At 75.3% G+C, this 23,575-nt stretch carries 18 protein-coding genes; 7 read left to right on the top strand and 11 right to left on the bottom strand.

Annotated elements, in window-relative coordinates; translation table 11 throughout:
* Positions 1-46: 46 nt before the first annotated feature.
* A complete protein-coding gene (locus G339_RS0125095; protein WP_019633820.1) occupies positions 47-1,546 on the top strand; it encodes a TldD/PmbA family protein in 1,500 nt (499 codons plus the stop codon).
* Positions 1,543-2,940: a metallopeptidase TldD-related protein gene (locus tag G339_RS0125090; protein WP_019633819.1), complete on the top strand. Its 1,398-nt coding sequence runs from the start codon at positions 1,543-1,545 to the stop codon at positions 2,938-2,940. The genes G339_RS0125095 and G339_RS0125090 overlap by 4 nt, the downstream gene beginning before the upstream one ends.
* A gap of 49 nt (positions 2,941-2,989) precedes the next feature.
* Here G339_RS0125090 and G339_RS0125085 read toward each other — a convergent pair whose 3' ends face one another.
* On the bottom strand, positions 2,990-3,202 hold the full coding sequence (locus tag G339_RS0125085) for a dodecin (RefSeq protein ID WP_019633818.1): 213 nt from the start codon (positions 3,200-3,202) through the stop codon (positions 2,990-2,992).
* 288 nt (positions 3,203-3,490) lie between these two features.
* On the opposite strand from G339_RS0125085, the gene G339_RS0125080 reads away from it, so the two are divergent.
* Positions 3,491-3,820: a DUF3099 domain-containing protein gene (locus tag G339_RS0125080; RefSeq protein ID WP_019633817.1), complete on the top strand. Its 330-nt coding sequence runs from the start codon at positions 3,491-3,493 to the stop codon at positions 3,818-3,820.
* Between the two features lie 920 nt (positions 3,821-4,740).
* Complete coding sequence (locus G339_RS0125075) at positions 4,741-5,892, top strand: acyl-CoA dehydrogenase family protein (protein WP_026341756.1); 1,152 nt, start codon at positions 4,741-4,743, stop codon at positions 5,890-5,892.
* 3 nt (positions 5,893-5,895) lie between these two features.
* Here the strand turns inward: G339_RS0125075 and G339_RS0125070 are convergent, their stop codons facing one another.
* Positions 5,896-6,675, bottom strand: coding sequence for a helical backbone metal receptor (locus tag G339_RS0125070; RefSeq protein ID WP_019633815.1), 780 nt, complete (start codon positions 6,673-6,675; stop codon positions 5,896-5,898).
* Complete coding sequence (gene icmF / locus G339_RS0125065) at positions 6,672-9,917, bottom strand: fused isobutyryl-CoA mutase/GTPase IcmF (protein WP_019633814.1); 3,246 nt, start codon at positions 9,915-9,917, stop codon at positions 6,672-6,674. The genes G339_RS0125070 and icmF overlap by 4 nt, the downstream gene beginning before the upstream one ends.
* Positions 9,918-9,999: 82 nt before the next feature.
* Between icmF and G339_RS0125060 the strand changes: the two genes are divergently transcribed.
* Entirely contained in the window at positions 10,000-10,500 is a 501-nt protein-coding gene (locus G339_RS0125060; RefSeq protein ID WP_157407995.1) for a MarR family transcriptional regulator, read from the top strand.
* A 9-nt stretch (positions 10,501-10,509) separates the two neighbouring features.
* Here the strand turns inward: G339_RS0125060 and G339_RS0125055 are convergent, their stop codons facing one another.
* The 7 genes from G339_RS0125055 to G339_RS35255 form a co-directional block, all read right to left on the bottom strand.
* Positions 10,510-12,003, bottom strand: a complete 1,494-nt coding sequence (locus G339_RS0125055) for an MFS transporter (protein ID WP_019633812.1) — start codon at positions 12,001-12,003, stop codon at positions 10,510-10,512.
* 73 nt (positions 12,004-12,076) lie between these two features.
* Positions 12,077-12,310 (bottom strand): DUF6457 domain-containing protein, encoded by a 234-nt coding sequence (locus G339_RS0125050; RefSeq protein ID WP_019633811.1) that lies wholly within the window; start codon positions 12,308-12,310, stop codon positions 12,077-12,079.
* A gap of 194 nt (positions 12,311-12,504) precedes the next feature.
* A complete protein-coding gene (gene mobA, locus G339_RS0125045; RefSeq protein ID WP_019633810.1) occupies positions 12,505-13,089 on the bottom strand; it encodes an NTP transferase domain-containing protein in 585 nt (194 codons plus the stop codon).
* Positions 13,090-13,091: 2 nt separating this feature from the next.
* Positions 13,092-14,081: a GTP 3',8-cyclase MoaA gene (gene moaA, locus G339_RS0125040; RefSeq protein WP_019633809.1), complete on the bottom strand. Its 990-nt coding sequence runs from the start codon at positions 14,079-14,081 to the stop codon at positions 13,092-13,094.
* A 94-nt stretch (positions 14,082-14,175) separates the two neighbouring features.
* On the bottom strand, positions 14,176-15,171 hold the full coding sequence (locus tag G339_RS0125035) for a hypothetical protein (protein WP_019633808.1): 996 nt from the start codon (positions 15,169-15,171) through the stop codon (positions 14,176-14,178).
* A 67-nt stretch (positions 15,172-15,238) separates the two neighbouring features.
* On the bottom strand, positions 15,239-16,435 hold the full coding sequence (locus tag G339_RS0125030; protein ID WP_019633807.1) for an RtcB family protein: 1,197 nt from the start codon (positions 16,433-16,435) through the stop codon (positions 15,239-15,241).
* An 80-nt stretch (positions 16,436-16,515) separates the two neighbouring features.
* A complete protein-coding gene (locus G339_RS35255; RefSeq protein ID WP_019633806.1) occupies positions 16,516-18,321 on the bottom strand; it encodes a SelB domain-containing protein in 1,806 nt (601 codons plus the stop codon).
* Positions 18,322-18,631: 310 nt separating this feature from the next.
* On the opposite strand from G339_RS35255, the gene G339_RS0125020 reads away from it, so the two are divergent.
* Positions 18,632-20,515: a propionyl-CoA synthetase gene (locus G339_RS0125020; protein ID WP_019633805.1), complete on the top strand. Its 1,884-nt coding sequence runs from the start codon at positions 18,632-18,634 to the stop codon at positions 20,513-20,515.
* Between the two features lie 10 nt (positions 20,516-20,525).
* Here G339_RS0125020 and selD read toward each other — a convergent pair whose 3' ends face one another.
* Positions 20,526-21,521, bottom strand: coding sequence for a selenide, water dikinase SelD (selD, locus tag G339_RS0125015; RefSeq protein WP_019633804.1), 996 nt, complete (start codon positions 21,519-21,521; stop codon positions 20,526-20,528).
* A 197-nt stretch (positions 21,522-21,718) separates the two neighbouring features.
* On the opposite strand from selD, the gene G339_RS0125010 reads away from it, so the two are divergent.
* Entirely contained in the window at positions 21,719-23,575 is a 1,857-nt protein-coding gene (locus tag G339_RS0125010; protein ID WP_019633803.1) for an AMP-dependent synthetase/ligase, read from the top strand.

Genomic DNA, 23,575 nt, shown 5'->3' with positions numbered 1-23,575 from the left:
CCCCGGGCGGGGGCCGCCCCGCCCCCCACGGGGTAGGTTGCGGAAGGTGCATGACATTGATCCGGACTTCACCGCGCTGCCGCTGCGCGCCCTCGCCGACGCGGCCCTCGGCCGGGCCGCCGCGCTGGGCGCCGAGCATGCCGACTTCCGCCTGGAGCGCGTCCGCAGCCAGACCCTGCGCCTGCACGACGCCGAACTGGAGACCGCGCTGGACGCCGACGACGTCGGGCTGTCGGTCCGCGTCGTCAAGGACGGCACCTGGGGCTTCGCCGCGGGCGTCGACCTGACGCCGGACGGCGCGGCGCGCGTCGCCGAGCAGGCGGTCGGGGTGGCGCGCGTCGCCGCCGCCGTCAACCGCGAGCCCATCGAGCTGGCGCCCGAGCCCGCCCACGGCGAGCGGACCTGGGTGTCGGCGTACGAGACCGACCCGTTCGCCGTCGCGACCGCCGACAAGACGGCGCTGCTGGCCGACTGGAGCCGCCGCCTGATCGGCGACGCCCGCGTCGACCACGTGGACGCGTCGCTGCTGCAGGTCCGCGAGAACAAGTTCTTCGCCGACCTCGCGGGCACCGTCACCACGCAGCAGCGCGTCCGCCTGCACCCGGTCGTGGAGGCCGTCGCGGTCGCGGGCGGGGCGTTCGACACGATGCGGACGCTCGCGCCGCCGGTCGGGCGCGGCTACGAGTGGCTGACCGGCGAGCACTGGGACTGGGACGGCGAGCTGGCCGCGATCCCCGAGCTGCTCGCCGAGAAGCTGGCCGCGCCGTCCGTCGAGGCCGGGACGTACGACGTCGTGGTGGACCCGTCGAACCTGTGGCTGACCATCCACGAGTCGATCGGGCACGCCACCGAGCTGGACCGCGCCCTCGGCTACGAAGCCGCGTACGCGGGGACGTCGTTCGCGACGCCCGACCTGCTCGGGACGCTGCGCTACGGGTCGCCGGTCATGAACGTCACCGGCGACCGCACCGCCGAGCACGGCCTGGCGACGATCGGGTACGACGACGAGGGCGTCGCCGCGCAGGAGTTCGACATCATCACCGGCGGCGTGTTCACCGGCTACCAGACGGACCGGCGCATCGCCCGCCTCACCGGCGCCGACCGCTCCAACGGCTGCGCGTTCGCCGACTCGGCGTCCAGCATGCCGATCCAGCGGATGGCGAACGTCTCGCTGCAACCCGCGCCGGACGGGCCGGGCCTGGACGAGCTGATCTCCGGCGTGGACCGGGGCGTCTACATCGTCGGCGACAAGAGCTGGTCGATCGACATGCAGCGCTACAACTTCCAGTTCACCGGGCAGCGGTTCTACCGCATCGAGAACGGCCGCCTGGCCGGGCAGCTCCGCGACGTCGCCTACCAGGCGACCACGACCGACTTCTGGACGTCGATGGAGGCCGTCGGCGGCCCGCAGACGTACGTGCTCGGCGGCGCGTTCAACTGCGGCAAGGGCCAGCCGGGGCAGGTCGCGCCGGTCAGCCACGGCTGCCCCGCCGCGCTGTTCCGCGGCGTCAACATCCTCAACACGCTGAAGGAGGCGGGCCAGTGACCGGCACTCTCGCGCCGCAGGAGGCCGTGGAACGCGCCCTGGCGCTGTCGCGCGCCGACGACTGCGTCGTGATCGCGGAGGAGTCCACGACCGCCAACCTGCGGTTCGCGGGCAACACGCTCACCACCAACGGCGTCACCCGCTCGACGCGGCTGACCGTCGCGGCGCTGCGCCGCACCGGCGAGGGCGTCGCGTCCGGGGTCGTGTCGCGCTCGGCCGTCACCGCGGACGCGCTGGAGGACCTGGTGCGCGCCGCCGAGGCCGTCGCGGCGGGCGCGGGCCCCGCCGAGGACGCCGCCCCGCTCGTCGCGCCCGACGCGGCGGGCGCCGGGTCCGCCGCGTGGGAGGACCCGCCCGGCGACACCGGCATCGGCGTGTACGAGGGCGTCGCGCCCGCGCTCGGCGCGGCGTTCGCGCGCGCCGACGCGGCCGGGCACCGGCTGTACGGGTTCGCCAACCACGAGCTGACCTCGACGTTCGTCGGCACGTCCACCGGCGTCCGGGTCCGCCACGACCAGCCGACCGGGCTGCTGGAGCTGAACGCCAAGGGCGCGGGCGGCTCGGTGTGGGCCGGGACCGGCACCCGCGACTTCGCCGACGTGGACGTCGCCGCGCTCGCGGGCGGCCTGGCCCGGCGGCTCGCCTGGGGCGAGAAGCGCGTCGACCTGCCCGCGGGCCGCTACGAGACGCTGCTGCCGCCGAGCGCCGTCGCGGACCTGATGATCTACCTGTACTGGTCGGCGGGCGCGCGCGACGCCCACGACGGGCGGACGGTGTTCTCCCGGCCCGGCGGCGGCACCCGCGTCGGGGACCGGCTCGCGGAACTGCCGCTGACGCTGTCCAGCGATCCGCGCGCGGCCGGGCTGGAGTGCGCGCCGTTCGTCGTCGCGCGGGCGTCGGGCCGCGAGTCGTCGGTGTTCGACAACGGGCTCGCGCTCGGCGCGACCGACTGGATCTCCGGCGGGACGCTCGCCGCGCTCACCCAGACGCGCGACTCGGCGCGCCGCACCGGGCTGCCCGTCACGCCCGCCGTCGACAACCTCACGATGACCGGCGGGGACGCCGCCGCGTCGCTGGACGACCTGGTCGCCCGCACCGAGCGCGGCCTGCTGCTGACGTGCCTGTGGTACATCCGCGAGGTCGACCCGCAGCGGCTCCTGCTCACCGGCCTCACCCGCGACGGGGTGTTCCTCGTCGAGGGCGGCGAGGTCGTCGGCGCGGTGAACAACTTCCGGTTCAACGAGAGCCCGGTGGACCTGCTCGGCCGGGTGACCGAGGCGGGCGCGACCGTCCCGACGCTGCCGCGCGAGTGGTCGGACTACTTCACGCGGACGGCGATGCCGCCGCTGCGGGTGCCCGACTTCAACATGTCGACGGTGTCCAAGGCGTCCTGACGGCGGCGCGCGGTCCCCGGCGGTCGCGCCGCCGGGGACCGCGCGGCCGTCAGGCGTCCTCCAGCCGGAACCCGACCCGCATGCCCACCTGGAAGTGGGCGACCTCCCCGTCGGCGAGCTGCCCGCGGACCTGCGTCACCTCGAACCAGTCGAGGTGCCGCAGCGTGGCGTGCGCGCGGCGGACGCCGTTCCGGATCGCGGCCTCCACGGACTCGGGCGAGGTCCCGACGATCTCGGTGACCCGGTAGGTGCGGTCGCTCATGGCGCTCTCCGTTCCCCCGGCCGGGCGGCCGGGCGCTCGCATCGCCTCATCGTCGGCGCTTGGGTGACGGCCATCGCGGTGGCTCCTCTGCGGTCCGAAATGGTGGTCCGGCGCCGCCTCCTAGCCGGACGACGGCCGCCCCACGCCCGATTCATCCCGGTTTTTGCCCTGTTCCGACACATCCCGGCCATACCGCCCCCGGGGCTCCCGAGCCAGGCCGTTCAGGTGTGACAGGGCTGGTCCGGCCCCGCTCCGGCGCAGGCCGGACCCTGGGTTACCGTGGACGGTGTGAAGGTGAATCCCCGCCGTCCCGAGGACGTCCACGTCGTCACCGAAGCGCGGCGCCCGCTCTCCGAGGACATCACCGCGCGGCAGCGCCGCTACCTGGTGTCGATGGGAATCCGCACATCCTGCTTCGTCGGGGCCGTCGCCGCCGGACTCGCCGGCGCGCCGTTCTGGGCCATCGGCGTCCTCATCGTCGGCGCCGTCTTCCTCCCCTACGTCGCCGTCGTCGTCGCCAACGCCGGACGCCGCCCCGAGAAGCCCGTCCGCCTCGACGGCGACCGCGGCCCCCACCGCAAGCGCGTTTCCGGACGACGACCGGAAATCGGGTCGTGACATTCTCTTGACTAACTCGGGGGGGTTTCGGTGTACGATTTGTACCGGCGCTCTGGTCCCCCGTCGGAGCGCCCGTGCCGGTGTTCCGGGCCCCCGTCGGAACACCGATGAAGCGGCGCCGGGTGGATTGCCCCCGTATCCACCCGGCGCCGCCCTTTTACTTGTGGGGGGGCGACCCCCCACGCCCCCCGCGGCGCGAAGCGCCGCATCCTCGCTCCGCTGGCGCTCCGCTGCGGTGCGGCCCTTCGCGCTGCGCTCGCCCGGCCACTCGCTAGCGCTCGCGGCCGTGCGCCCGCCGGATGACCCCCTGTGGTTCCGCGCCGTCGTCGGGGGTCGAGCGCTCGCTGCGCTCGCGTGAGGCGTCCACGGGGAGCGGTTACGGACGGCATTAATTAAGGTTCCTGCCAATGATCTTCAACTGGTCGGGCCGCGCACGCTGGGAGTCCCCTTTCCGCCGTGACATGCGGGAACGGCGAGTTCGGGGTTCCGCTTCCTGAAGATCACCTGCAAGAACGCCGAGTGAGGCAACTCGGACCCGCGACCATCGGCGAGCGCTCCCGCAGCCTGTGATTCACCGAGGTCGCACCCTGGGCAGGAAGTCTCGAAGGGCACCCGCAAGGACGCTCGTAGACAGAAGAACCGCTCGCGGGGGTGCCCCGAGGCGAAGCGAAGCGAGCGAGGGCGCCCCCGCGAACGAGCAGCAACCGAGGGGGGTCACCGGCGGGCGCACGGCCGCGAGCGCTAGCGAGTGGCCGGGCGCGCGCAGCGCGGAGGATGCACCGCAGCGGAGCGCTAGCGGAGTGAGGATGCATGCTCCGCGCCGCGGGGGGCGTGGGGGGGTCGTCCCCCCACAAGCAGCACTTTACTAGAATCCTGTTCCAGAATGCTCTTCTCTCTTCTCCAGGAGGCTGTCCATGCCGATGCGGCGCACGCTCTACAACGAGGACCACGAGGCGTTCCGGTCGACCATCCGGGACTTCATCGAGGCGGAGGTCGCCCCGGTGTACGACGAGTGGGAGCACGCGGGGCATCCGCCGCGGGACTTCTACCGCAAGCTCGGTGAGCTGGGCGTCTTCGGGATTCAGGTGCCGGAGGAGTACGGGGGCGCCGGGGAGACGAGCTTCAAGTACCAGGCCGTCATCTCCGAGGAGTGCGCGCGGGCGGGGGTGAGTTTCGGGGGCTACGGCGTCCACGTCAACCTGGTGCTGCCGTACCTGATGAAGTACGCGTCGGACGAGCAGAAGCGGCGGTGGCTGCCGCCGTTCATCTCCGGCGACATGATGACGGCCATCGCGATGACGGAGCCGGGCACCGGCTCGGACCTGGCGGGCATCCAGACCACGGCGCGGCGGGACGGCGACCATTACATCCTGAACGGCGCGAAGACGTTCATCACCGGCGGCGTGCTGGCCGACCGGGTGCTGATCGTCGCGCGCACGTCGCCCGCGACGCCGGAGAACCGCCGCGCGGGCCTGTCGATCCTGGTGGTGGACACCAAGAGCGAGGGGTACTCGGTCGGGCGGAAGCTGGAGAAGATCGGGCTGCACAGCTCCGACACCGCCGAGCTGGCGTTCTCCGACGTCCGGGTGCCGGTGGAGGACCTGCTGGGCGAGGAGGGGCGCGGGTTCGAGTACCTGACGCACAACCTGGCCGAGGAGCGGCTGGGCATCGCGGTCAGCTCGTACGCGTCGGCGGCGGCCGCCGTGGAGTTCGCGCGCCGGTACGTCAAGGAGCGCAACGTCTTCGGCAAGCCGGTGTCGACGTTCCAGAACACCAAGTTCGTGCTGGCCGAGTGCGCCACGGAGGTCGAGGCGGCCCGGTCGCTGGTGGACCGCGCGATCGAGGCGCTGGACGCGGGCGAGCTGACGCCCGCCGACGCCGCCGTCGCCAAGCTGTTCTGCACCGAGGTGCAGGCCCGCGTGGTGGACAAGTGCCTGCAGCTCCACGGCGGCTACGGCTACATCCTGGAGTACCCGATCGCCCGGCTGTACGCCGACGCCCGCGTGACGCGGATCTACGGCGGCACCAGCGAGGTCCTGAAGACGATCATCGCCAAGGACATCGGCGTCTGACGGTCAGCCGAGGGCCCCGGCCAGTTCGCGCGCGAGCACGGCCGGGGCCTCGGCGAGCGACGGGCCGTACCAGGTCAGGTGCCGTCCGCCGACGAGCGCGGCGGGCAGGCCGGGGAACGCCTCCGGCCCGTCGTCCGCGGTGAACCGGTACGGCTCGTCGGGCAGGACGACGAGGTCGGCCCCGGCCGCGTTCAGCTCGTCGAGGGGGATCTTCGGGTAGCGCTCGGCGTGGCCCGCGTGGACGTTGGCGACGCCGAGGCGCGCCAGGACGTCCCCGGCGAAGGTGTCGCGGCCCGCGACCATCCACGGCCGCCGCCACACCGGCACGATCGCGCGGCGCAGCGGCCCCGGCCGGACCGCCGCCCACGCCCGCGCGGCGTCGTCCAGCCAGCCGGGGGCGGGCAGCCCGCAGCCCTCGGTGAGCATCCGGCGCAGGGACGCGAGCGCGCCGTCCACGGTGGTGATCTCCGTCATCCACACCGGGACGCCGGACTTGCGCAGCGCCTCGACGTCAGACGCGCGGTTCTCTTCGGTGTTGCCGACGACGAGGTCGGGTTCCAGCGCGCGGATCGCGTCGAGATCGGGGTTCTTGGTGCCCCGGACCCGGACGACGTCGAGCCCGGCGGGGTGGCTGCACCAGTCCGTCGCGCCGACGAGCAGCCCCGGCGCGGTGGCCGCCAGGGACTCGGTGAGCGACGGGACCAGCGACACGACCCGGCGCACCGGCCCGCGGACCGGCCCGCGGACCGGCACGGGCGCCCCGGTGTCGTCGCGGGCCGTCACACGTTCCGCCGGTACTGGCCGCCGACCTCGAAGAACGCCTCGGTGACCTGCTGGAGGCTGCACACGCGGGCCGCGTCCATCAGCACCGCGAACACGTTCTCGCCGGAGCGCGCGGCGTCCTTCAGCGCGGCGAGCGCCGCCGCCGACTCCTCCCGGTGCGCGTCCTGGAACGCGCGCACCCGGTCGAGCTGCGACCTCTTCTCCGCCTCGGTGGCGCGGGCCAGCTCGACGCGCCGCTCCGCCTTCTCGTCCTCGGCGGGCAGGAACGTGTTCACGCCGATGATCGGGAGCGAGCCGTCGTGCTTGCGCCGCTCGTACAGCATCGACTCGTCCTGGATGCGGCCGCGCTGGTAGCCGGTCTCCATCGCGCCGAGGACGCCGCCGCGCTCGCTGATCCGGTCGAACTCCGCGAGGACGGCCGCCTCGACCAGGTCCGTCAGCTCGTCCACGACGAACGACCCCTGGAGCGGGTTCTCGTTCATCGCCAGGCCCCACTCGCGGTTGATGACGAGCTGGATCGCCAGGGCGCGGCGGACGGACTCGGCGGTCGGCGTCGTGACGGCCTCGTCGTAGGCGTTGGTGTGCAGGCTGTTGCAGTTGTCGTAGATCGCGATGAGGGCCTGCAGCGTCGTGCGGATGTCGTTGAAGTGCATCTCCTGCGCGTGCAGGGACCGCCCGGACGTCTGCACGTGGTACTTGAGCTTCTGCCCGCGCTCGTTCGCGCCGTACCGGTCGCGCATGGCGACGGCCCAGATCCGCCGGGCGACGCGGCCGAGGACGGTGTACTCGGGGTCCATCCCGTTGGAGAAGAAGAACGACAGGTTCGGCGCGAAGTCGTTCACGTCCATCCCGCGCGCCAGGTACGACTCGACGTAGGTGAACCCGTTCGCGAGCGTGAACGCGAGCTGGCTGATGGGGTTCGCCCCGGCCTCGGCGATGTGGTACCCGGAGATCGACACCGAGTAGAAGTTCCGGACGCCGTTCTCGATGAACCACTGCTGGACGTCGCCCATCATCCGCAGCGAGAACTCGGTGGAGAAGATGCAGGTGTTCTGTCCCTGGTCCTCCTTGAGGATGTCGGCCTGCACGGTGCCCCGGACCGTGGACAGGACGCGGGCGCGGATCTCGGCGGCCTCCTGCGGGCCGGGCTCGCGGCCGTGCTCGGCGCGGAACGCGTCCACGCCCTGGTCGATGGCGGTGTTGAGGAAGAACGCCAGGATCGTCGGGGCCGGGCCGTTGATCGTCATGGACACCGACGTGGTGGGCGCGCACAGGTCGAACCCGGCGTAGAGCGCCTTCATGTCCTCCAGCGTCGCGATGGACACGCCGGACGTGCCGACCTTGCCGTACACGTCGGGGCGCTCGCCGGGGTCACGGCCGTAGAGCGTCACCGAGTCGAACGCGGTGGACAGCCGCGTCGCGGGCTGCCCCTCCGACAGCAGCTTGAAGCGGCGGTTGGTGCGGAACGGGCCGCCCTCCCCCGCGAACATGCGGGCCGGGTCCTCGGAGTCGCGTTTGAACGGGAACACCCCGGCGGTGAACGGGAACCGGCCGGGCAGGTTCTCGCTCCGCAGGAACCGCAGCAGCTCGCCGTGGTCGGTAAGGCGGGGCAGCGCGACGCGCGGCACCCGCGTGCCCGACAGCGACTCGCGGGTGAGGGCGGTCCGCAGCTCCCTGTCGCGGACGCGCACGACCTGCTCGTCGCCGGAGTACGCCTCGACGACGGCGGGCCACTCCGCGAGCAGGTCGGCGTCGTCGGGGCGCAGGTCGCGGCGGGCGCGGTCCAGCAGCGCGTCGACCTCGGCGGTCTCGGTCAGCTCGGCGCGGACCTCGGCGAGCCGCTGGACGCGCCGCGCGGCGGCCGCCGCCCGCTCGGTGTCGGCGTGGTACCGGCGGACGGTCTCGGCGATCTCCGCGAGGTACCGGACGCGGCCGGGCGGCAGCGCCTGCGCCGCGCGGGTGGACGTCCGGCCCTCCACGGCGGGCAGCGTGCCCGGTTCGAGGGGCAGGCCGTGCTCGGCCAGGAGTCCGGCGAGGTGGCGGTAGAGCGCGGTGACGCCGTCGTCGTCGAAGGTGGCGGCGCTGGTCCCGAAGACGGGCATGTCCTCGGGGCGGGCGGTGAAGTCCTCGCGGTTGCGGAGCATCTGGCGGGACACGTCGCGCAGGGCGTCCTCGGCGCCGCGCCGCTCGAACTTGTTGATGGCGACGACGTCGGCGAAGTCGAGCATGTCGATCTTCTCGAGCTGGGAGGCCGCGCCGAACTCGGGCGTCATCACGTACAGGCTGGCGTCCGACAGCGGGACGACGGCCGCGTCGCCCTGCCCGATGCCGGGCGTCTCCAGGACGACCAGGTCGTATCCGGCGGCCTTGCAGGCGTCGATGACGCCCTCGATGCCCTCGGGCAGCTCGCGCGCGCCGCGCGTGGCCAGGGACCGGAAGAAGACATGCTCGCCGTCGAGGGAGTTCATCCGGATGCGGTCGCCGAGCAGCGCGCCGCCGCCGCGCCGCCGGGTGGGGTCCACGGCCAGGACGGCGACGCGGACCTTGTCCTGCTGGTCCACGCGCAGCCGCCGGACCAGCTCGTCGGTGAGCGAGGACTTGCCGGACCCGCCGGTCCCGGTGATGCCGAGGACGGGGACGCGGCGGCGCGCGGCGGCGGCCCGCAGCGCCTCGGCGTCGGCGGCGGGCAGCTTCCCGGCCTGGAGGCAGGTGATGGCGCGGGCGAGGGCGCGGCGGTCCCCGGCCAGGACGGCGTCCACGGGCGCGGGTTCGGCGGCGAGGTCGGCGTCGCAGTCGCGGACCAGCTCGTTGATCATGCCGGGGAGGCCGAGGCGCTGCCCGTCGTCGGGCGAGAAGATCCGCACCCCGGCGGCGGCGAGGCGGGCGATCTCCTCGGCGACGATCACCCCGCCGCCCCCGCCGAAGACGCGGACGTGCCCGGCCCCGGCCTCGGCGAGCGCCTGCGCCAGGTACTCGAAGTACTCGACGTGGCCGCCCTGGTAGGAGCTGATCGCGACGCCCTGCGCGTCCTCCTCCAGCACGGCGGCCACGACCTCGCGGACGGCGCGGTCGTGGCCGAGGTGGACGACCTCCGCGCCCTGCGCCTGCAGGATGCGGCGCATGATGTTGATCGCGGCGTCGTGGCCGTCGAACAGCGCGGCGGCGGTGACGAACCGGACGGGGTTCGCCGGGACGTGCAGCGGGGGGCGCTCGGTCGGCGTCGCGGTCACGGCGGCCTCCATACTTGGACGTCCAATATTTGGAAGCTAAAGTAGTTTCCGTGCGCGCTCTCGTCAAGGACGCCCGGTGGCCTACGGTGGGGCCGTGAACAGCCAGCCCCTCGACCCGATCAGCGAGGCCCACCGCCAGTGGAGCGCCCGCTGGCCCGAGCACGCCGACCAGATGGCGGCCGTGACGTCGGTGATGCGCGCGCAGCAGATCCTGCTCGGCCGGATCGAGGCCGTCCTGAAGCCGTACGGGCTCACGTTCGCCGCCTACGAGGCGCTGCGGCTGCTGGCCTTCACCCGCGCCGGGCGGCTGCCGATGGGGAAGATGGGCGAGCGGCTGATGGTCCACCCCGCGTCGGTGACGAACGTGATCGGGCGGCTGGAGGCGCGCGGGCTCGTCCGCCGGGCCCCCTCCCCCGAGGACCGGCGCGTCGTCCTCGCGGAGATCACCGGCGACGGCCGCGCGCTGGCCGAGACCGCGACGGGCGCGCTGCACGGCGCGGGATTCGGGCTGCCCGGCCTGACCGCCGAGCAGGCCGCCGCGATCACCGGCGCGCTGCGGGCGGTGCGCGTGTCGGCGGGCGAGATCGGCCCCTGACCCGGCCGGTCAGCACGGCGGGGCGTCCGATCCGTCCCGGGCCGCGGCCGCGGCCCGGGCGCGGCGGCCCGCGACGAGGTCGGCGACGGCGGCGGCCAGCGCGCACCCCGCGAACGCCAGGATCACCACCAGGCCGCGCCGGAACCCGCTCGCCCACGCCTCGACCGCGCCCGGCCGCGCGCCGCCCACCGCCGCGAAGAACACCGACCCGACCGCCGCGATGCCGACCGCCGTGCCGACGCGCTGGCCCGTCTGCAGGACGCCCGCCGCGCTGCCGCCCTCGGTGTAGGGCACCTCGGACAGCGTGATCGTCTGGTTCGGGGAGATGACGAACCCGCTGCCGATCCCGGCCAGGAGCAGCGGCGCGGCCGTCAGCCACACCACGCCCTTGCCCGGGTGCTGCTCGACCGCGATCCACGCCCCGGCCAGCCCGACCGCGACCAGCACCAGGCCGCCCGCGACGAGCGGACGGCCGTAGCGGTTCACGAGCCGTCCCCCGGCCGCCGCGCCCGACCCGGACCCGATCGCGAACGGCGTGATCGCCAGGCCCGCGCCGAGCGCGCTGTAGCCGAGGCCGTTCTGCAGGTACAGCGTGAAGATGAAGAAGATGCCGGTGAACCCGGCGAAGTACAGCAGCGCGATCGTCGCGCCGAGCGCGTACGAGCGGAAGCGGAACAGGGCGAGGTTCACCATCGGCGCACGCGCCCGCCGCTCCCACAGCACGAACGCGACGAGCAGCGCGAGGCCCGCCGGGACCAGCAGCCACTTCAGCGCGCCCGTCCACTGGCGCTCCTGGACGAACGGCAGCATGAACACCAGCACGCCCGCGCCGAGCAGCAGCAGGCCGGGGACGTCCTGGCCCTCCCGATCGCCGCGCACCGGGGCGGGCAGCAGCCGCCACGCCAGCGGCAGCGCGACCGCGCCGACCGGGACGTTGACGTAGAAGACCCAGCGCCAGCCCTCGTCCGGGCCCGCCAGCGCGATCAGCGCGCCGCCGGTCAGCGGCCCCGCCGCCGTCGCGATGCCGATCACCGAGCCGAGGGCGCCGAACGCGCGGCCGCGCGCCTCGCCCTGGAAGAGCTGCTGGATGATGCCCGCGACCTGCGGCGTCAGCACGCCGCCCGCGACGCCCTGCACCAGCCGCGCCGCGACCAGCCAGCCGATGCCCGGCGCGAGGCCCGCGCCCGCGCTCGCCAGCGTGAACAGGCCCAGGCCCGCCAGGAACACCGCGCGGCGGCTGCGCGCGTCGCCCAGCCGGCCCGCCGGGACCAGCACCAGCCCGAACGTCAGCGCGTACCCCGACAGGATCCACTGCAGGCCCGCCTCGGACGCGTGCAGGCCCTCCCGGATCGACGGCAGCGCGACGTTGACGATGCTGACGTCCAGCAGCGTCATGAACGCGGCGACCAGGCAGACGGCGAGCGCGCGCCAGCGGCGGGCGCCCCCGCCGCGCCCGGCCTGCTCGCCGGCCTGCTCGCGGGTGGGCGCGGACTCCTCGGGCATGGCGTGGTCCTCTCCCGCAGATCAATGGCCAAACGGGGCCGGACCGCGCCTTGTCGCGCGCTTTACCGCCCGCTCAGCGGTCCGCCCAGGCCGCCGCGAGCGCCGCCAGCCGGTCCGCCGACTCCTTCGCGGGCGCCCCGCGCCCCACGGCCAGCCCCAGCAGGAACGCCGTGAGCGGCGCGCCCGGCCGCGCCACACCGTGCGCGACGTCGCGGGCGAGGTCCAGGATCAGGTCCCGGTCGAGGTCGGCGCGGTCGAGATCCAGTTCGAGACAGGCGGCTTCCAGCCACTCTTCCAGTGTGTTCACCGTTTCATTGTGGGGGGTCGACCCCCCACGCCCCCCGCGGCGCGAAGCGCCGCATCCTCGCTCCGCTGCGGTGCGACCCTTCGCGCTGCGCGCGCCCGGCCGCTCGCCTGGCGGATCGCGGCCGTGCGCCCGCCGGGCAACCCCCTTCGGTGGTCCGTCGCTTGGGGGTGGTCACCCCCACGATCTCCCGTCGTTCATCGGTTCTGGTTGAGCAGCGCGTTCGCTTCGGCCAATTCCTCTGGGGTGTCGCAGTCGAACCACGGTGCGCGGGGGCCGGGCTCCAGTTTCAGTTTCACCGGGTTCAGCGGGCTCAGGAGGCCGTGGAGGGACGCGCCTTCGTAGGTTCCCAGCGCTTCGCTCAGGGCCTCGGTGCTCCAGTGCCCCGCCAGCCACTGTTCGCGGCCGTTCTCATCGACGAGGACCGCGCCCGAGCCCGCGCGGGCCGCCGCGCGCAGGGCATCGACGTGCGTCGCGTCCAGGAACGGCAGGTCCGCCGCCAGCAGCGCCAGGGTCGGGGCCGGGGACGTCAGGGCCGCCAGGCCCGTGCGCAGGGCCGGGACCGGGCCCGCGCCGGGCGGGTCCTCGCGGACCGCGCGGGCGTTCGGGACGTCCGGGCGCGGCGGGCCGACGACGACGAGCGTCCGGGCGTCCGCCACCGCGTCCGCCACGCGGGCCAGCAGGGAGCGGCCGCCCACCGGGGCCGCGGGCTTGTCGCGGCCGCCGAGGCGCCGCGCGCCGCCGCCCGCCAGGACGACCGCGTCGAACCCCGCGTCCGGCACCGTCAGCCGCCGATCGCGGACATCGGGCGGGCGGGCTGCAGGAAGCCCGGGTCGTCGATGCCGTGACCGGGGCGCTTGCCGCGCACCGCCGCCCGCCAGCGCTCCGCCAGCTCCGCGTCGGACGCGCCGCCGCGCAGCGCGGCCCGCAGGTCGGACTCCTCGGTGGCGAACAGGCAGTTGCGGATCTGGCCGTCCGCGGTGAGCCGCACCCGGTCGCACGCGCCGCAGAACGGCCGCGTCACCGACCCGATGACGCCGACGCGCGCCGGGCCGCCGTCCACCAGGAACGACTCGGCGGGCGCGCTGCCGCGCTCGTCCCCCGCGTCGGGCGTCAGCGCGAACGCAGCGCCGAGCCGGTCGAGGATCTCCTCGGCGGTGACCATCCCGGCGCGCTGCCAGCCGTGCTGGGCGTCCAGCGGCATCTGCTCGATGAACCGGAGCCGGTAGCCGTGGTCGAGGCAGTACCGCAGCAGCGGGACGGCCTCGTGGTCGTTGACGCCGCGCATGAGCACCGCGTTGACCTTCACCGGGGCGAGCCCGGCGGCGCGGGCGGCGGCGAGGCCGCGCAGGACGTCCGCGAGGCGGTCGCGGTGCGCCAGGCGGCGGAACGTCGCGGCGTCGAGGGTGTCGAGGGAGACGTTGACGCGGTCCAGCCCGGCGGCGGCGAGCGGCGCGGCGAGCCGGGCGAGGCCGATGGCGTTGGTGGTGAGGGAGATCTCCGGGCGGGGCGCCAGCGCGGCGGTGCGGGCGACGAGGTCGGGCAGGCCGCGCCGCAGCAGCGGCTCGCCGCCGGTGAACCGGACCTCGGTGATGCCGAGGTCCGCGACGCCGATCCGGACGAGCCGGACGATCTCGTCATCGGTCAGCAGTTCCGGCTTGGGCAGCCAGTCCAACCCCTCGGGCGGCATGCAGTACGAGCAGCGCAGGTTGCACCGGTCCGTCAGGGAGACCCGCAGGTCCGTGGCGATCCTGCCGTGGTCGTCGGCCAGCACGGGACACCCCTCTCCTCTCGCCGCCGGGGCGAGCGCGATCGTGACCAGCCTAAAGCGCCGGTCGCCCGGTTCGGCGCCCCGTGCCCGGCGGGCGTCACTCCATGCTGAACCCGAGCGGGTGGTCGAACGACGCCGGGCACCGGAAGACCCAGAGCGAGTAGCCGCGGCCGATCACGACCTCCGTCGCGCCGCGCCGGTGCGGCATCTCGTGGAAATCGCTCTCCCAGGCGTCCTCGACGGGCCGCCAGCTCGCGTCGCTGTCCCACTCGCCGCTGTCGATCCGCAGGAGCAGTTCCCGCTCGGTCCCGCAGTCGCAGGTCATCGGGTACGGGTCGGTGAGGTTCCAGTTCGCGTGGCCGCCGACCTTCCAGCCGTCCGCGACCGAGAGCGCGCCGAAGTAGTCGTGCCCGGTCTCTTCCTCCCAGCGCTCCAATCGGTCGCGCAGGTCACGGGGGAGGAGGTCGACGTAGGGATACTCGGTGACCCGCTCGGGGTGCAGGACGCACGGGGCGGGCAGGTAGTCGTCCGTTTCGATGGCGGGCGGCTCCGGCGGCCCGGCCAGGACGGCGCGGACGTCGGCGGCGTTCCGCCAGCGGAGCGTGACGGCGGGGCAGTACAGCCTGTCCGCGTGGTGGAAGGGGCACCACAGGACCTGGAGCAGGTCCGCGCCGGGCGGAGTCGGCAGGTCCGGAACGTCGCGGGCGAAGAGCTGCGCGACGGGCAGCAGCGGGATCGGGCCATCGGGGGTTCCGGCGAAGCGCCGCGCCTCGATGCGGTCGAGTTCGGCGCGCTCGGCGCGGGTGATCGCGAACTCCGCCCCCAGCGGGGTGCGGCCCCACGCGGCGGACAGGATCGCCCGGCGGGCGCGCACGTCCGCCGGACGGACGAGGTCCCCGGGCTCGTAGTGCTCGTCGGAGCACGTCGGCCACGGCTCGTCGGCGGGCCACAGCAGCGGCCCGCCGACCGAGGAGTCGCGGACGCCGGGCGCGCCGGAGCGCGGGTGCAGCCGGGTCGCGGTGCGGGCGAGCGGTGCCAGGTCGGGGAAGACCGCCGCGATGTCGACGGGGCGCGGCGGGGTGGTTCGGGTCATCGGCGGGTCTCCGGTACGGGGCGGTGGGGAAGGCGGACGGGCCCCGGCCGTTCGGCCGGGGCCCGGGTCAGCCGCCCTTCACGCAGACGAGCTGGCGGAGCCGCGCGACGACCTCGACGAGGTCGGACTGCTGCTCCATGACCGTCTCCAGGTCCTTGTAGGCCCCGGGGATCTCGTCGAGGACGCCGCCGTCCTTGCGGCACTCGACGCCCTTGGTCTGGGCCTCCAGGTCCTCCAGCGTGAACGCCTTGCGCGCCTTGTTGCGGCTCATCCGGCGGCCCGCGCCGTGCGACGCGGAGTTGAACGCCGCCTCGTTGCCGAGGCCCCGCACGATGTAGGTGCCGGTCGCCATCGACCCCGGGATGATGCCGAGGTCCCCCGCGCCCGCCCGGATCGCGCCCTTGCGGGTGACGAGCAGGTCCACGCCGCCGTAGGTCTCCTCCGCCACGTAGTTGTGGTGGCAGGAGATGACCTGGTCGAAGCGGCACCGGTTCTCGCCGAACCGCCGCGCGACGACGTTCTGCGCGAGCGCCATCATGACGGCGCGGTTGCGGCGCGCGTACTCCTGCGCCCAGAACAGGTCGTTGCGGTAGGCGTCCATCTCCGGGGTGCCCGCGACGAACGCCGCGAGGTCCCGGTCGGGCAGGTCCTGGTTGTGCGGCAGCTTCACGGCCGCCTCGATGTGCCGGACGGCGAGCTCGTTGCCGATGCCGCGCGACCCCGAGTGCAGGACGAGCCAGATCCGCCCCCCGTCGTCGGCGCACAGCTCCAGGAAGTGGTTGCCGCCGCCCAGGGTGCCCATCTGCTGGCGGGCGCGGCCGAGCTTGTCGCGGACGCCCCGGTGCAGGCCGTCGAACTCCGCCCAGAAGTCGTACCAGCCGCGCAGCTTCAGGCCGGGCAGCGCGGACGGGTCGACGGGCTCGCGGTGCGACCCGCGTCCGACCGGGATCGCGTTCTCCAGCCGGTGGCGGAGCCCGGACAGGTCGTCGGGCAGGTCCTCGACGGTGAGCGTGGAGCGGGCGGCGGTCATCCCGCAGCCGATGTCGACGCCGACGGCGGCCGGGGACACCGCGTCGCGCATGGCGATGACGGAGCCGACGGTCGCGCCCTTGCCGTAGTGGACGTCGGGCATGACGGCCAGGCCCTCGATCCACGGCAGCCCCGACACGTTGCGGAGCTGGTCGCGCGCCACGTCCTCGACGGACGCCGGGTCCGTCCACATGCGGATCGGGACGCGGCCGCCCTCGATCGTCTGGTAAGGCACGAAACAATCCCCTCGGTGTCGGAACTATCCGGAACGTTGCTGTTTCCGGGTTCCATGACGCCAGACCGGCACCGGGAAGATCAACCGGTTTTCCGGTCCCCGGCCGCGCGCCGGACCGTCCCGGCCGCCGTCCGGACGCGCCGCGTCAGCCCCAGCCGGTCCAGGTGGTCCAGCAGCGCGACGACCACCCGCCGCGACGCCGTCAGCGCCCGGCCCGCCTGCCCGGACGTGAACGGCTGCGGCAGTCCGGACAGGATGCGCAGCGCCGCGCGGTCCGCGCCGGGCAGCAGCACGACGTCCCCGGCGAGCCGCAGCACCGCCCCGGCGCGCTCCGCGACGGCGAGCGCGCCGTCGGTCAGCCCGAGTTCGGCGAGGCGCTCGGCGGGCGGCGCCTCGAACGGCGCGGGCGCCAGGTCCCCGGCCAGCCGCTCGACGGCCGCCGCGACGCCGGGCGGCAGCGGGGGCGGCGGCCCGTGGACGCGGCCGCCCGCGACCCGCAGCGGCGGGTCTCCCGGCACGGCGGCCAGCGCCGCGACCAGCTCCCCGGCGCGCAGCCCCAGCCGCAGCCGCGCGGTCTCCACCGGCAGGCCCGGCGCGAGCGGGCTGCGCGCCGCGTGCCGGGCGGCCTCGGCGGCGAGCCGGGCGCGCAGCTCCGCCCACCGCGCGCGGTCCGCGACCCACCCGGGGCCGGGGCGGACGGCGTCGGCGGGCACCGCGCAGCCCATCGCGGCCAGGTCGGCGGGGCGCAGCACGCCGTGCCGCCGCAGCAGCGCCGCGCCGTCCGGGCGGTCCGGCCAGGACGCCAGCTCGCGGGCGCGGGCGGCGGCCGCGCCGCGCCCGACCAGCGGCGGCGGGACGACGTCCAGCACGTGCGCCCCGGCGAGCGTGCGGCGCTCGGGGTCGCGCAGGACGGCGGCGTCGCCCGCGTGCAGCGGCAGCCGCGCGTTCAGGGTGAGCCGGGCGGTGTCGGGGCCGAGCGGGTGCAGCCGGACGCGGACCGACGCCGACCCGGTGTGCAGGACCATCCGGCGCGCGAGCCGCCCGGCGGCCGCCTCGGACCGGGTGCGGACGTCCACGGCCGTCGTCGGCGTCCACGCGCCGGGCGTCACCAGCGCCATGCCGGGCGCGGCGCGGGCGGTCGGGGGCAGCAGCAGCGAGACGCGGGCGACGCCCCGGACGCGGTCGCAGGGCGCGCCGCCGCAGCGGACGGCGCGGACCCGCACCCGGTCCCCGGCGGGCATCAGCAGCAGGTCGTCGCCGGGCTGGACCGCGCCCGCGCCGAGCGTCCCGGTGACCAGCAGCGCGTCCGCGCCGCCGCCGGGGACGCCGAGGTCGGCGGCGGGGCACGCCCCGTCGATCCAGAACCGGACGGGCGCGGCCGGGTCGGGCACCGGCAGCCGCGCGGCGAGCCGGTCCAGCGCGGCGGTGAGGTCGGTGAGCCCGGCGCCGGTCGCGGTGGAGACGGCGACGGTCTCCGCGCCGCGCAGCGCGGTGGCGGCGAGCCGGTCGCGGGCCTGCCGGAGGGCGAGGCCGGGGTCGGCCAGGTCGGCGCGGGTGACGGCCAGGACGGCGTGCCGCACGCCGAGCGCGTCCAGGACGGCCAGGTGCTCGGCGGTCTGCTCGCGCCACCCCTCGTCGGCGGCGACGGCGACGAGGGCGGCGGTCGCGGACCCGGCGGCGACGGCCGCGGCGGGCAGCGCGTCGGGCCCGCCGGGGGCGTCCACGAACGCCAGCCGCGCGCCGGACGGCAGGTCGGTCCAGGCGGCGGCGACGCCGACGCCCGGTCCGGGCCCCGCGGCGAGCGGGACGGGGGCGCGGCCGGCGAGCGCCCGCACCAGCGCGGACTTGCCGTGGCCCGCGTGCCCGGCGGTGACGGCGACCTGCATCAGAGCCCTTCCGAGCGAGGACGGTGCGGAGGCGGAGCGGCGACCGCGCGGCGGGGGGTGACGGCGTGCCTGCGGGGCGGCGCGGGCCGGCCGGCGGTCGTGGGGACCAACCCTATGGAGCGCCGGGGCCGCGGCGGAAGGCGGTCCGCGCACGGGATGAAATTTTCAGCGGCCGGTCGCGGGGGGAACGTCCGCCTGACTCGCGCTGTCATCCGACCGGTCCGGCCTCTTGACGGGAGCGCGTCCCTGCGGCCCTATAGGGAGGCGTCCCGAACCGAGGCGGGGCGCGCGACCCCCACGGGAGGACGACATGGGCGCCTACGCGGCCGCGTACGAACGCAGCATCGCCGACCCGACCCGGTTCTGGGGCCTGGCCGCGCGGGACGTCCGCTGGCTCGTCCCGCCGGACCGCGTCCTGGACGACGGCGCGCCGCCGTTCTACCGGTGGTTCACCGGCGGCGAGCTGAACACGTGCGAGAACGCGCTGGACCGGCACGTCGCCGAGGGGCGCGGCGGGCAGGCCGCCCTGATCTACGACAGCCCCGTCACGGGCGCGGAGCGGACGTACACCTACCGGGAGCTGACGGACCTGACCGCCCGGTTCGCGGGCGCGCTGCGCGACCAGGGCGTCGAGACCGGCGACCGCGTCGTGCTCTACATGCCGATGATCCCCGAGGCGGTCGTGGCGATGCTGGCGTGCGCGCGGATCGGGGCCGTCCACTCGGTGGTGTTCGGCGGGTTCGCGGCGCGGGAGCTGGCGCTGCGGATCGACGACGCGCGGCCGAAGGCGGTCGTGACGGCGTCGTGCGGGATCGAGGGCGCGCGGGTCGTCCCGTACAAGCCGCTGCTGGACGAGGCGCTGGAGCTGGCGGCGCACAAGGTGCCGCGCTGCGTCGTCCACCAGCGCGACGAGCTGCGCGCCGACCTGGTCCGGCCGCGCGACGTGGACTGGGCCGAGGCGGTCGCGCGCGCCGAGCCCGCCGGGTGCGTCCCGGTCGCCGCGACCGATCCGCTCTACATCCTCTACACGTCGGGGACGACGGGGCGGCCGAAGGGCGTCGTGCGCGACAACGGCGGCCACGCGGTGGCGCTGCGGTGGTCGATGGAGAACGTGTACGGGGTCGGGCCGGGCGAGGTGTTCTGGGCGGCGTCCGACGTCGGGTGGGTCGTCGGGCACTCCTACATCGTGTACGGGCCGCTGCTGACGGGCTGCACGACCGTCCTGTACGAGGGCAAGCCGGTCGGGACGCCGGACGCGGGCGCGTTCTGGCGCGTCGCCGCGCGGCACCGGGTGAAGGCGCTGCTGGCCGCGCCGACCGCGATCCGCGCGATCCGCCGGGAGGACCCGCACGGGCGGCTGGCGGCCGGGTGCGACCTGTCGGCGCTGGACGCGCTGTTCCTGGCCGGGGAGCGGCTGGACCCCGACACGCAGCGGTGGGCGGAGGCGGTGCTGCGCCGCCCGGTGGTGGACCACTGGTGGCAGACCGAGACGGGCTGGCCGATCGTGGCGAACCCGCGCGGGCTGGAGCCGCTGCCGGTCAAGCCGGGGTCGCCGTCGGTGCCGGTGCCGGGGTACGACGTGCGGGTCCTCGGCCCGGACGGCGCGCCGGTCCCGCCGGGCGCGGACGGCGACGTCGTGCTGCGGCTGCCGCTGCCGCCCGGCACGCTGCCGACGCTGTGGCAGGACGACGAGCGGTTCGTGGAGTCGTACCTGACCCGCCATCCGGGCCACTACCTGACGGGCGACGGCGGCCACCTGGACGAGGACGGCTACGTGTGGATCATGGGCCGCACCGACGACGTCGTGAACGTCGCCGGGCACCGGCTGTCCACCGGCGCGATGGAGGAGGCCCTGGCGGGCCATCCGGCGGTCGCGGAGTGCGCGGTGATCGGCGTCGCGGACGCGCTGAAGGGCCAGGTGCCGCGCGGCCTGGTCGTGCTGAAGGCGGGCGCGGAGCCGGAGCCGGCGGAGCTGGCGCGCGAGCTGGTGGCGCTGGTGCGCGCGCAGGTCGGGCCGGTGGCGGCGCTGCGCGAGGTCGCGGTGGTCCCGGCGCTGCCGAAGACGCGCTCGGGGAAGATCCTGCGCGGGGTGATGCGCGGGATCGCGGACGGGCGGGAGGTCCCGGTGCCGTCCACGATCGAGGACCCGGCGGTGCTGGAGGCGCTGCGGCCCGTCCTGCGCCCCGCCCCCTGAAACGCCGGGGTCAGCGGACGACCAGCGCGGTGTCGCCGGGCGGGACGAGCTCCCCGATCACCGGCGCGCCGGGGATCTCGCCCGCGACGACCAGCCCGCCGGACGTCTGCGCGTCCGCGAGCAGCAGCCGCTCCTCCTCGGCGATGCGCCCGAAGTCGGTGCGGTCCGCGACCCAGGCGAGGTTGTGGTGGGTGCCGCTCGGCACGAACCCGTCGCGCGCCGAGCCGCGCGCGCCCTCCAGGTAGGGGACGGCGGCGGCGTCCACGACGGCGGTGACGCCGCTGGCCCGCGCGATCCGCAGGAGCTGCCCGAGCAGCCCGGTCCCGCCCACGGCGGTCGCGCAGGTGTGGCCGCGCGCCAGCGCGAGCCCGGACGCGGCCGCGTTGAGCCGCGTCATCGCCGCGACGGCCGCCGGGAACACCTCGCCGGTCGCGCGGTGGCGGGCGCCGAGGACGCCGAGGCCGAGCGGTTTGGTGAGGGTCAGCGGGAGGCCGGGCGCGCCCGCGTCGGGCCGCAGCATCCGGTCGGGGTCGGCGGTGCCGGTGACGGCGAGGCCGTAGCTGGGCTCGCGGTCGTCGACGCTGTGGCCGCCCGCGATGAGGCAGCCCGCCGCGGCGGCGGCGTCGCGGCCGCCGCGCAGGACCTCGCGGGCGACGTCGGTGCCGAGGGCGTCGCGCGGCCAGCCGAGCAGGTTGAGGGCCATCAGCGGCGTCCCGCCGACGGCGTAGACGTGGGAGAGCGCGTCGGCGGCGGCGATCCGGCCCCAGTCGTAGGGGTCGTCGACGACGGGCGCGGAGAACCCGGCGGCCGACACCACGGCCCGGCCGCCCGCCGCGGGGTCCAGGCGCAGGACGGCCGCGTCGGCGCCGTCCCGGCCGCCGGTGAGCAGCGCGGCGCCGGGCGGTCCGACGAGTCCGTCGACCAGGCGTTCGAGTTCGGCGGGCGGGAGCTTGCCGGCGCCGCCCGCCGCGCGCGCGTACCGGGTGAGGCGGGGGGTGGCGATCACCAGCGCAGTTATTCCATAACCCCGCCAAACCCTCAACAAACAGGCGGTACTCGCATGATCACGAAGGGGTCCGGACCGCCTCGACCAGGCGTTCGGCCGCCCGGATGTGGCGAAAACCTTGTCCGAACCTCGTTCGGCATGGTGCGATGGCGGTCTGCAAGTGTTCACTGACATCGGTTCCGGAAGAGGGGCACGGCATGGCTGAGGAGCGCGGGGCGGCGGCGGTGCGGGCGGACCTGGCGCGGGCGCTCGCGGGACAGACGGTCCCCACCCGGCTCGCCGCGACGGCGGCCGAGCACGGGGACCGGCCCGCCTACTCCGACCGCGGGCCGGACGGCTGGACGACCCGCACCTGGGCGGAGCTGCGCCGCGACGCGCTCACCGTCGCCGCCGGGTTCGTCGAGCTGGGCCTGTCGCCCGGCGAGGTCGTCGCGCTGATGATGCCCAACCGCACCGAGCACGTCCTGGCCGACCTCGGCGCGGTCCACGCGGGCGGCGTCCCGACGACGGTCTACGCCACGCTCGCGCCCGAGCAGATCGCGTTCGTCGCGGGCGACTGCGCGGCCGCGTTCGCCGTCCTGGACGGGGCCGACCAGCTCGCCCGCTGGCTGCCGGTGCTGGACCGGCTGCCCGCGCTGCGCCGCGTCGTCGTGGTGGACCCCGCCGCCGTCCCCGAGGGCGACGACCGCTTCCTGTCCTTCGACGCGCTGCTGGACCTCGGCCGCGAACGGCTCGGCACCGACGCCGCCGCCGTCGACGGCCGCTGGACCGCGCTGCGCCCCGACGACACGCTCACGCTGCTCTACACCTCCGGCACCACCGGCGACCCCAAGGGCGTGATCATCACGCACGCGATGGCGCTGAACGAGGTCGAGCTGGTCAACGGCAGCTCCCCCGGCCTGCCCGAGCACAACGCCGGGATCTCCTACCTGCCGTTCGCGCACATCGCGGACCGCGTCCTCAGCTACTACCTGCCGATCCGCCGGGCCTCGCACATCCACTTCTGCCCGGACCCGACGCAGCTCACGACCGTCCTGCGGGAGGTGCGGCCGCACGGGTTCTTCGGCGTCCCGCGCGTCTGGGAGAAGATCATGGCGGGCGTCCAGGCGGTCCTGGCGGGCGAGCGGGACGCGGCGAAGAAGGCCGCCGTCGAGGGCGCGCTCGCGGCGGGCCGCGCGTACGTGACGGGCCAGGAGCTGGGCAACTCGCTCACCCCGGAGGTCGAGGAGGCGTTCGCCCGCGCCGACGCGGCCGTCCTCGCGCCGATGCGGGCGCTGCTCGGCCTGGACCGCGTCGTGCAGGCGTCCAGCGCGTCCGCGCCGCTGCCCGAGGACGTCGCGCGGTTCTTCGCCGGGCTCGGCCTGAAGATCTTCGACGCGTACGGCATGACCGAGACGACGGGCGCGATCACCGCGAACCTCCCCGACCACTTCAAACTGGGCACGGTCGGGCGCGCGCTCGCGGGCGTCGAACTGCGGATCGCGGGCGACGGCGAGATCCTCGTGCGCGGCGCGACCTGCACCCCCGGCTACCGCAACCGGCCCGAGGCCACCGCCGAGCTGCTGGACGCCGACGGCTGGGTCCACACCGGAGACATCGGCGTCCTGGACGACGACGGGTTCCTCAGCGTCGTGGACCGCAAGAAGGAGATCATCATCACCGCGGGCGGCGAGAACATCGCGCCGTCGCTCATCGAGAACCACCTCAAGGAGCACCCGCTGATCGGGCAGGCGCTCGCGTTCGGCGACCGGCGGCCCTACGTCGTCGCGCTCATCACCCTGGACGGCGAGGTCGCCCCGGTGTGGGCCGCCGCGCACGGCCTCTCCGACACGGGCCTGACGGCGCTCGCCGCGCACCCGCTCGTGCTGGCCGAGGTCGAGAAGGCCGTCGCGGACGCCAACGAGCGGCTGGCCCGCGTCCAGCAGGTCAAGAAGTGGCGGGTGCTGCCCGCCGAGTGGACGGCCGAGAGCGAGGAGCTGACCCCGACGCTCAAGCTGCGGCGGCGGATCGTCCACGGCAAGTACACCGACGTCATCGACGCGCTCTACGCGTGA

This window comes from Actinomadura atramentaria DSM 43919, assembly GCF_000381885.1.
In the GTDB taxonomy this organism is placed as follows: Bacteria; Actinomycetota; Actinomycetes; order Streptosporangiales; family Streptosporangiaceae; genus Spirillospora; species Spirillospora atramentaria.
The sequence above is the reverse complement of the archived record's forward strand: the minus strand, read 5'-3'. Positions and strand labels throughout refer to the sequence as shown.

Bases quoted from the DNA above. Each gene is read 5' to 3' on its own strand.
- G339_RS0125020 (WP_019633805.1), top strand. From the start codon at position 18,632: ATGGGCGCCTACGCGGCCGCGTACGAACGCAGCATCGCCGACCCGACC.
- G339_RS0125085 (WP_019633818.1), bottom strand. From the start codon at position 3,202: ATGAGCGACCGCACCTACCGGGTCACCGAGATCGTCGGGACCTCGCCC.
- icmF (WP_019633814.1), bottom strand. From the start codon at position 9,917: ATGGAGGCCGCCGTGACCGCGACGCCGACCGAGCGCCCCCCGCTGCAC.
- G339_RS0125055 (WP_019633812.1), bottom strand. From the start codon at position 12,003: ATGCCCGAGGAGTCCGCGCCCACCCGCGAGCAGGCCGGCGAGCAGGCC.
- G339_RS35255 (WP_019633806.1), bottom strand. From the start codon at position 18,321: ATGCAGGTCGCCGTCACCGCCGGGCACGCGGGCCACGGCAAGTCCGCG.
- G339_RS0125075 (WP_026341756.1), top strand. From the start codon at position 4,741: ATGCGGCGCACGCTCTACAACGAGGACCACGAGGCGTTCCGGTCGACC.
- G339_RS0125010 (WP_019633803.1), top strand. From the start codon at position 21,719: ATGGCTGAGGAGCGCGGGGCGGCGGCGGTGCGGGCGGACCTGGCGCGG.
- G339_RS0125035 (WP_019633808.1), bottom strand. From the start codon at position 15,171: ATGACCCGAACCACCCCGCCGCGCCCCGTCGACATCGCGGCGGTCTTC.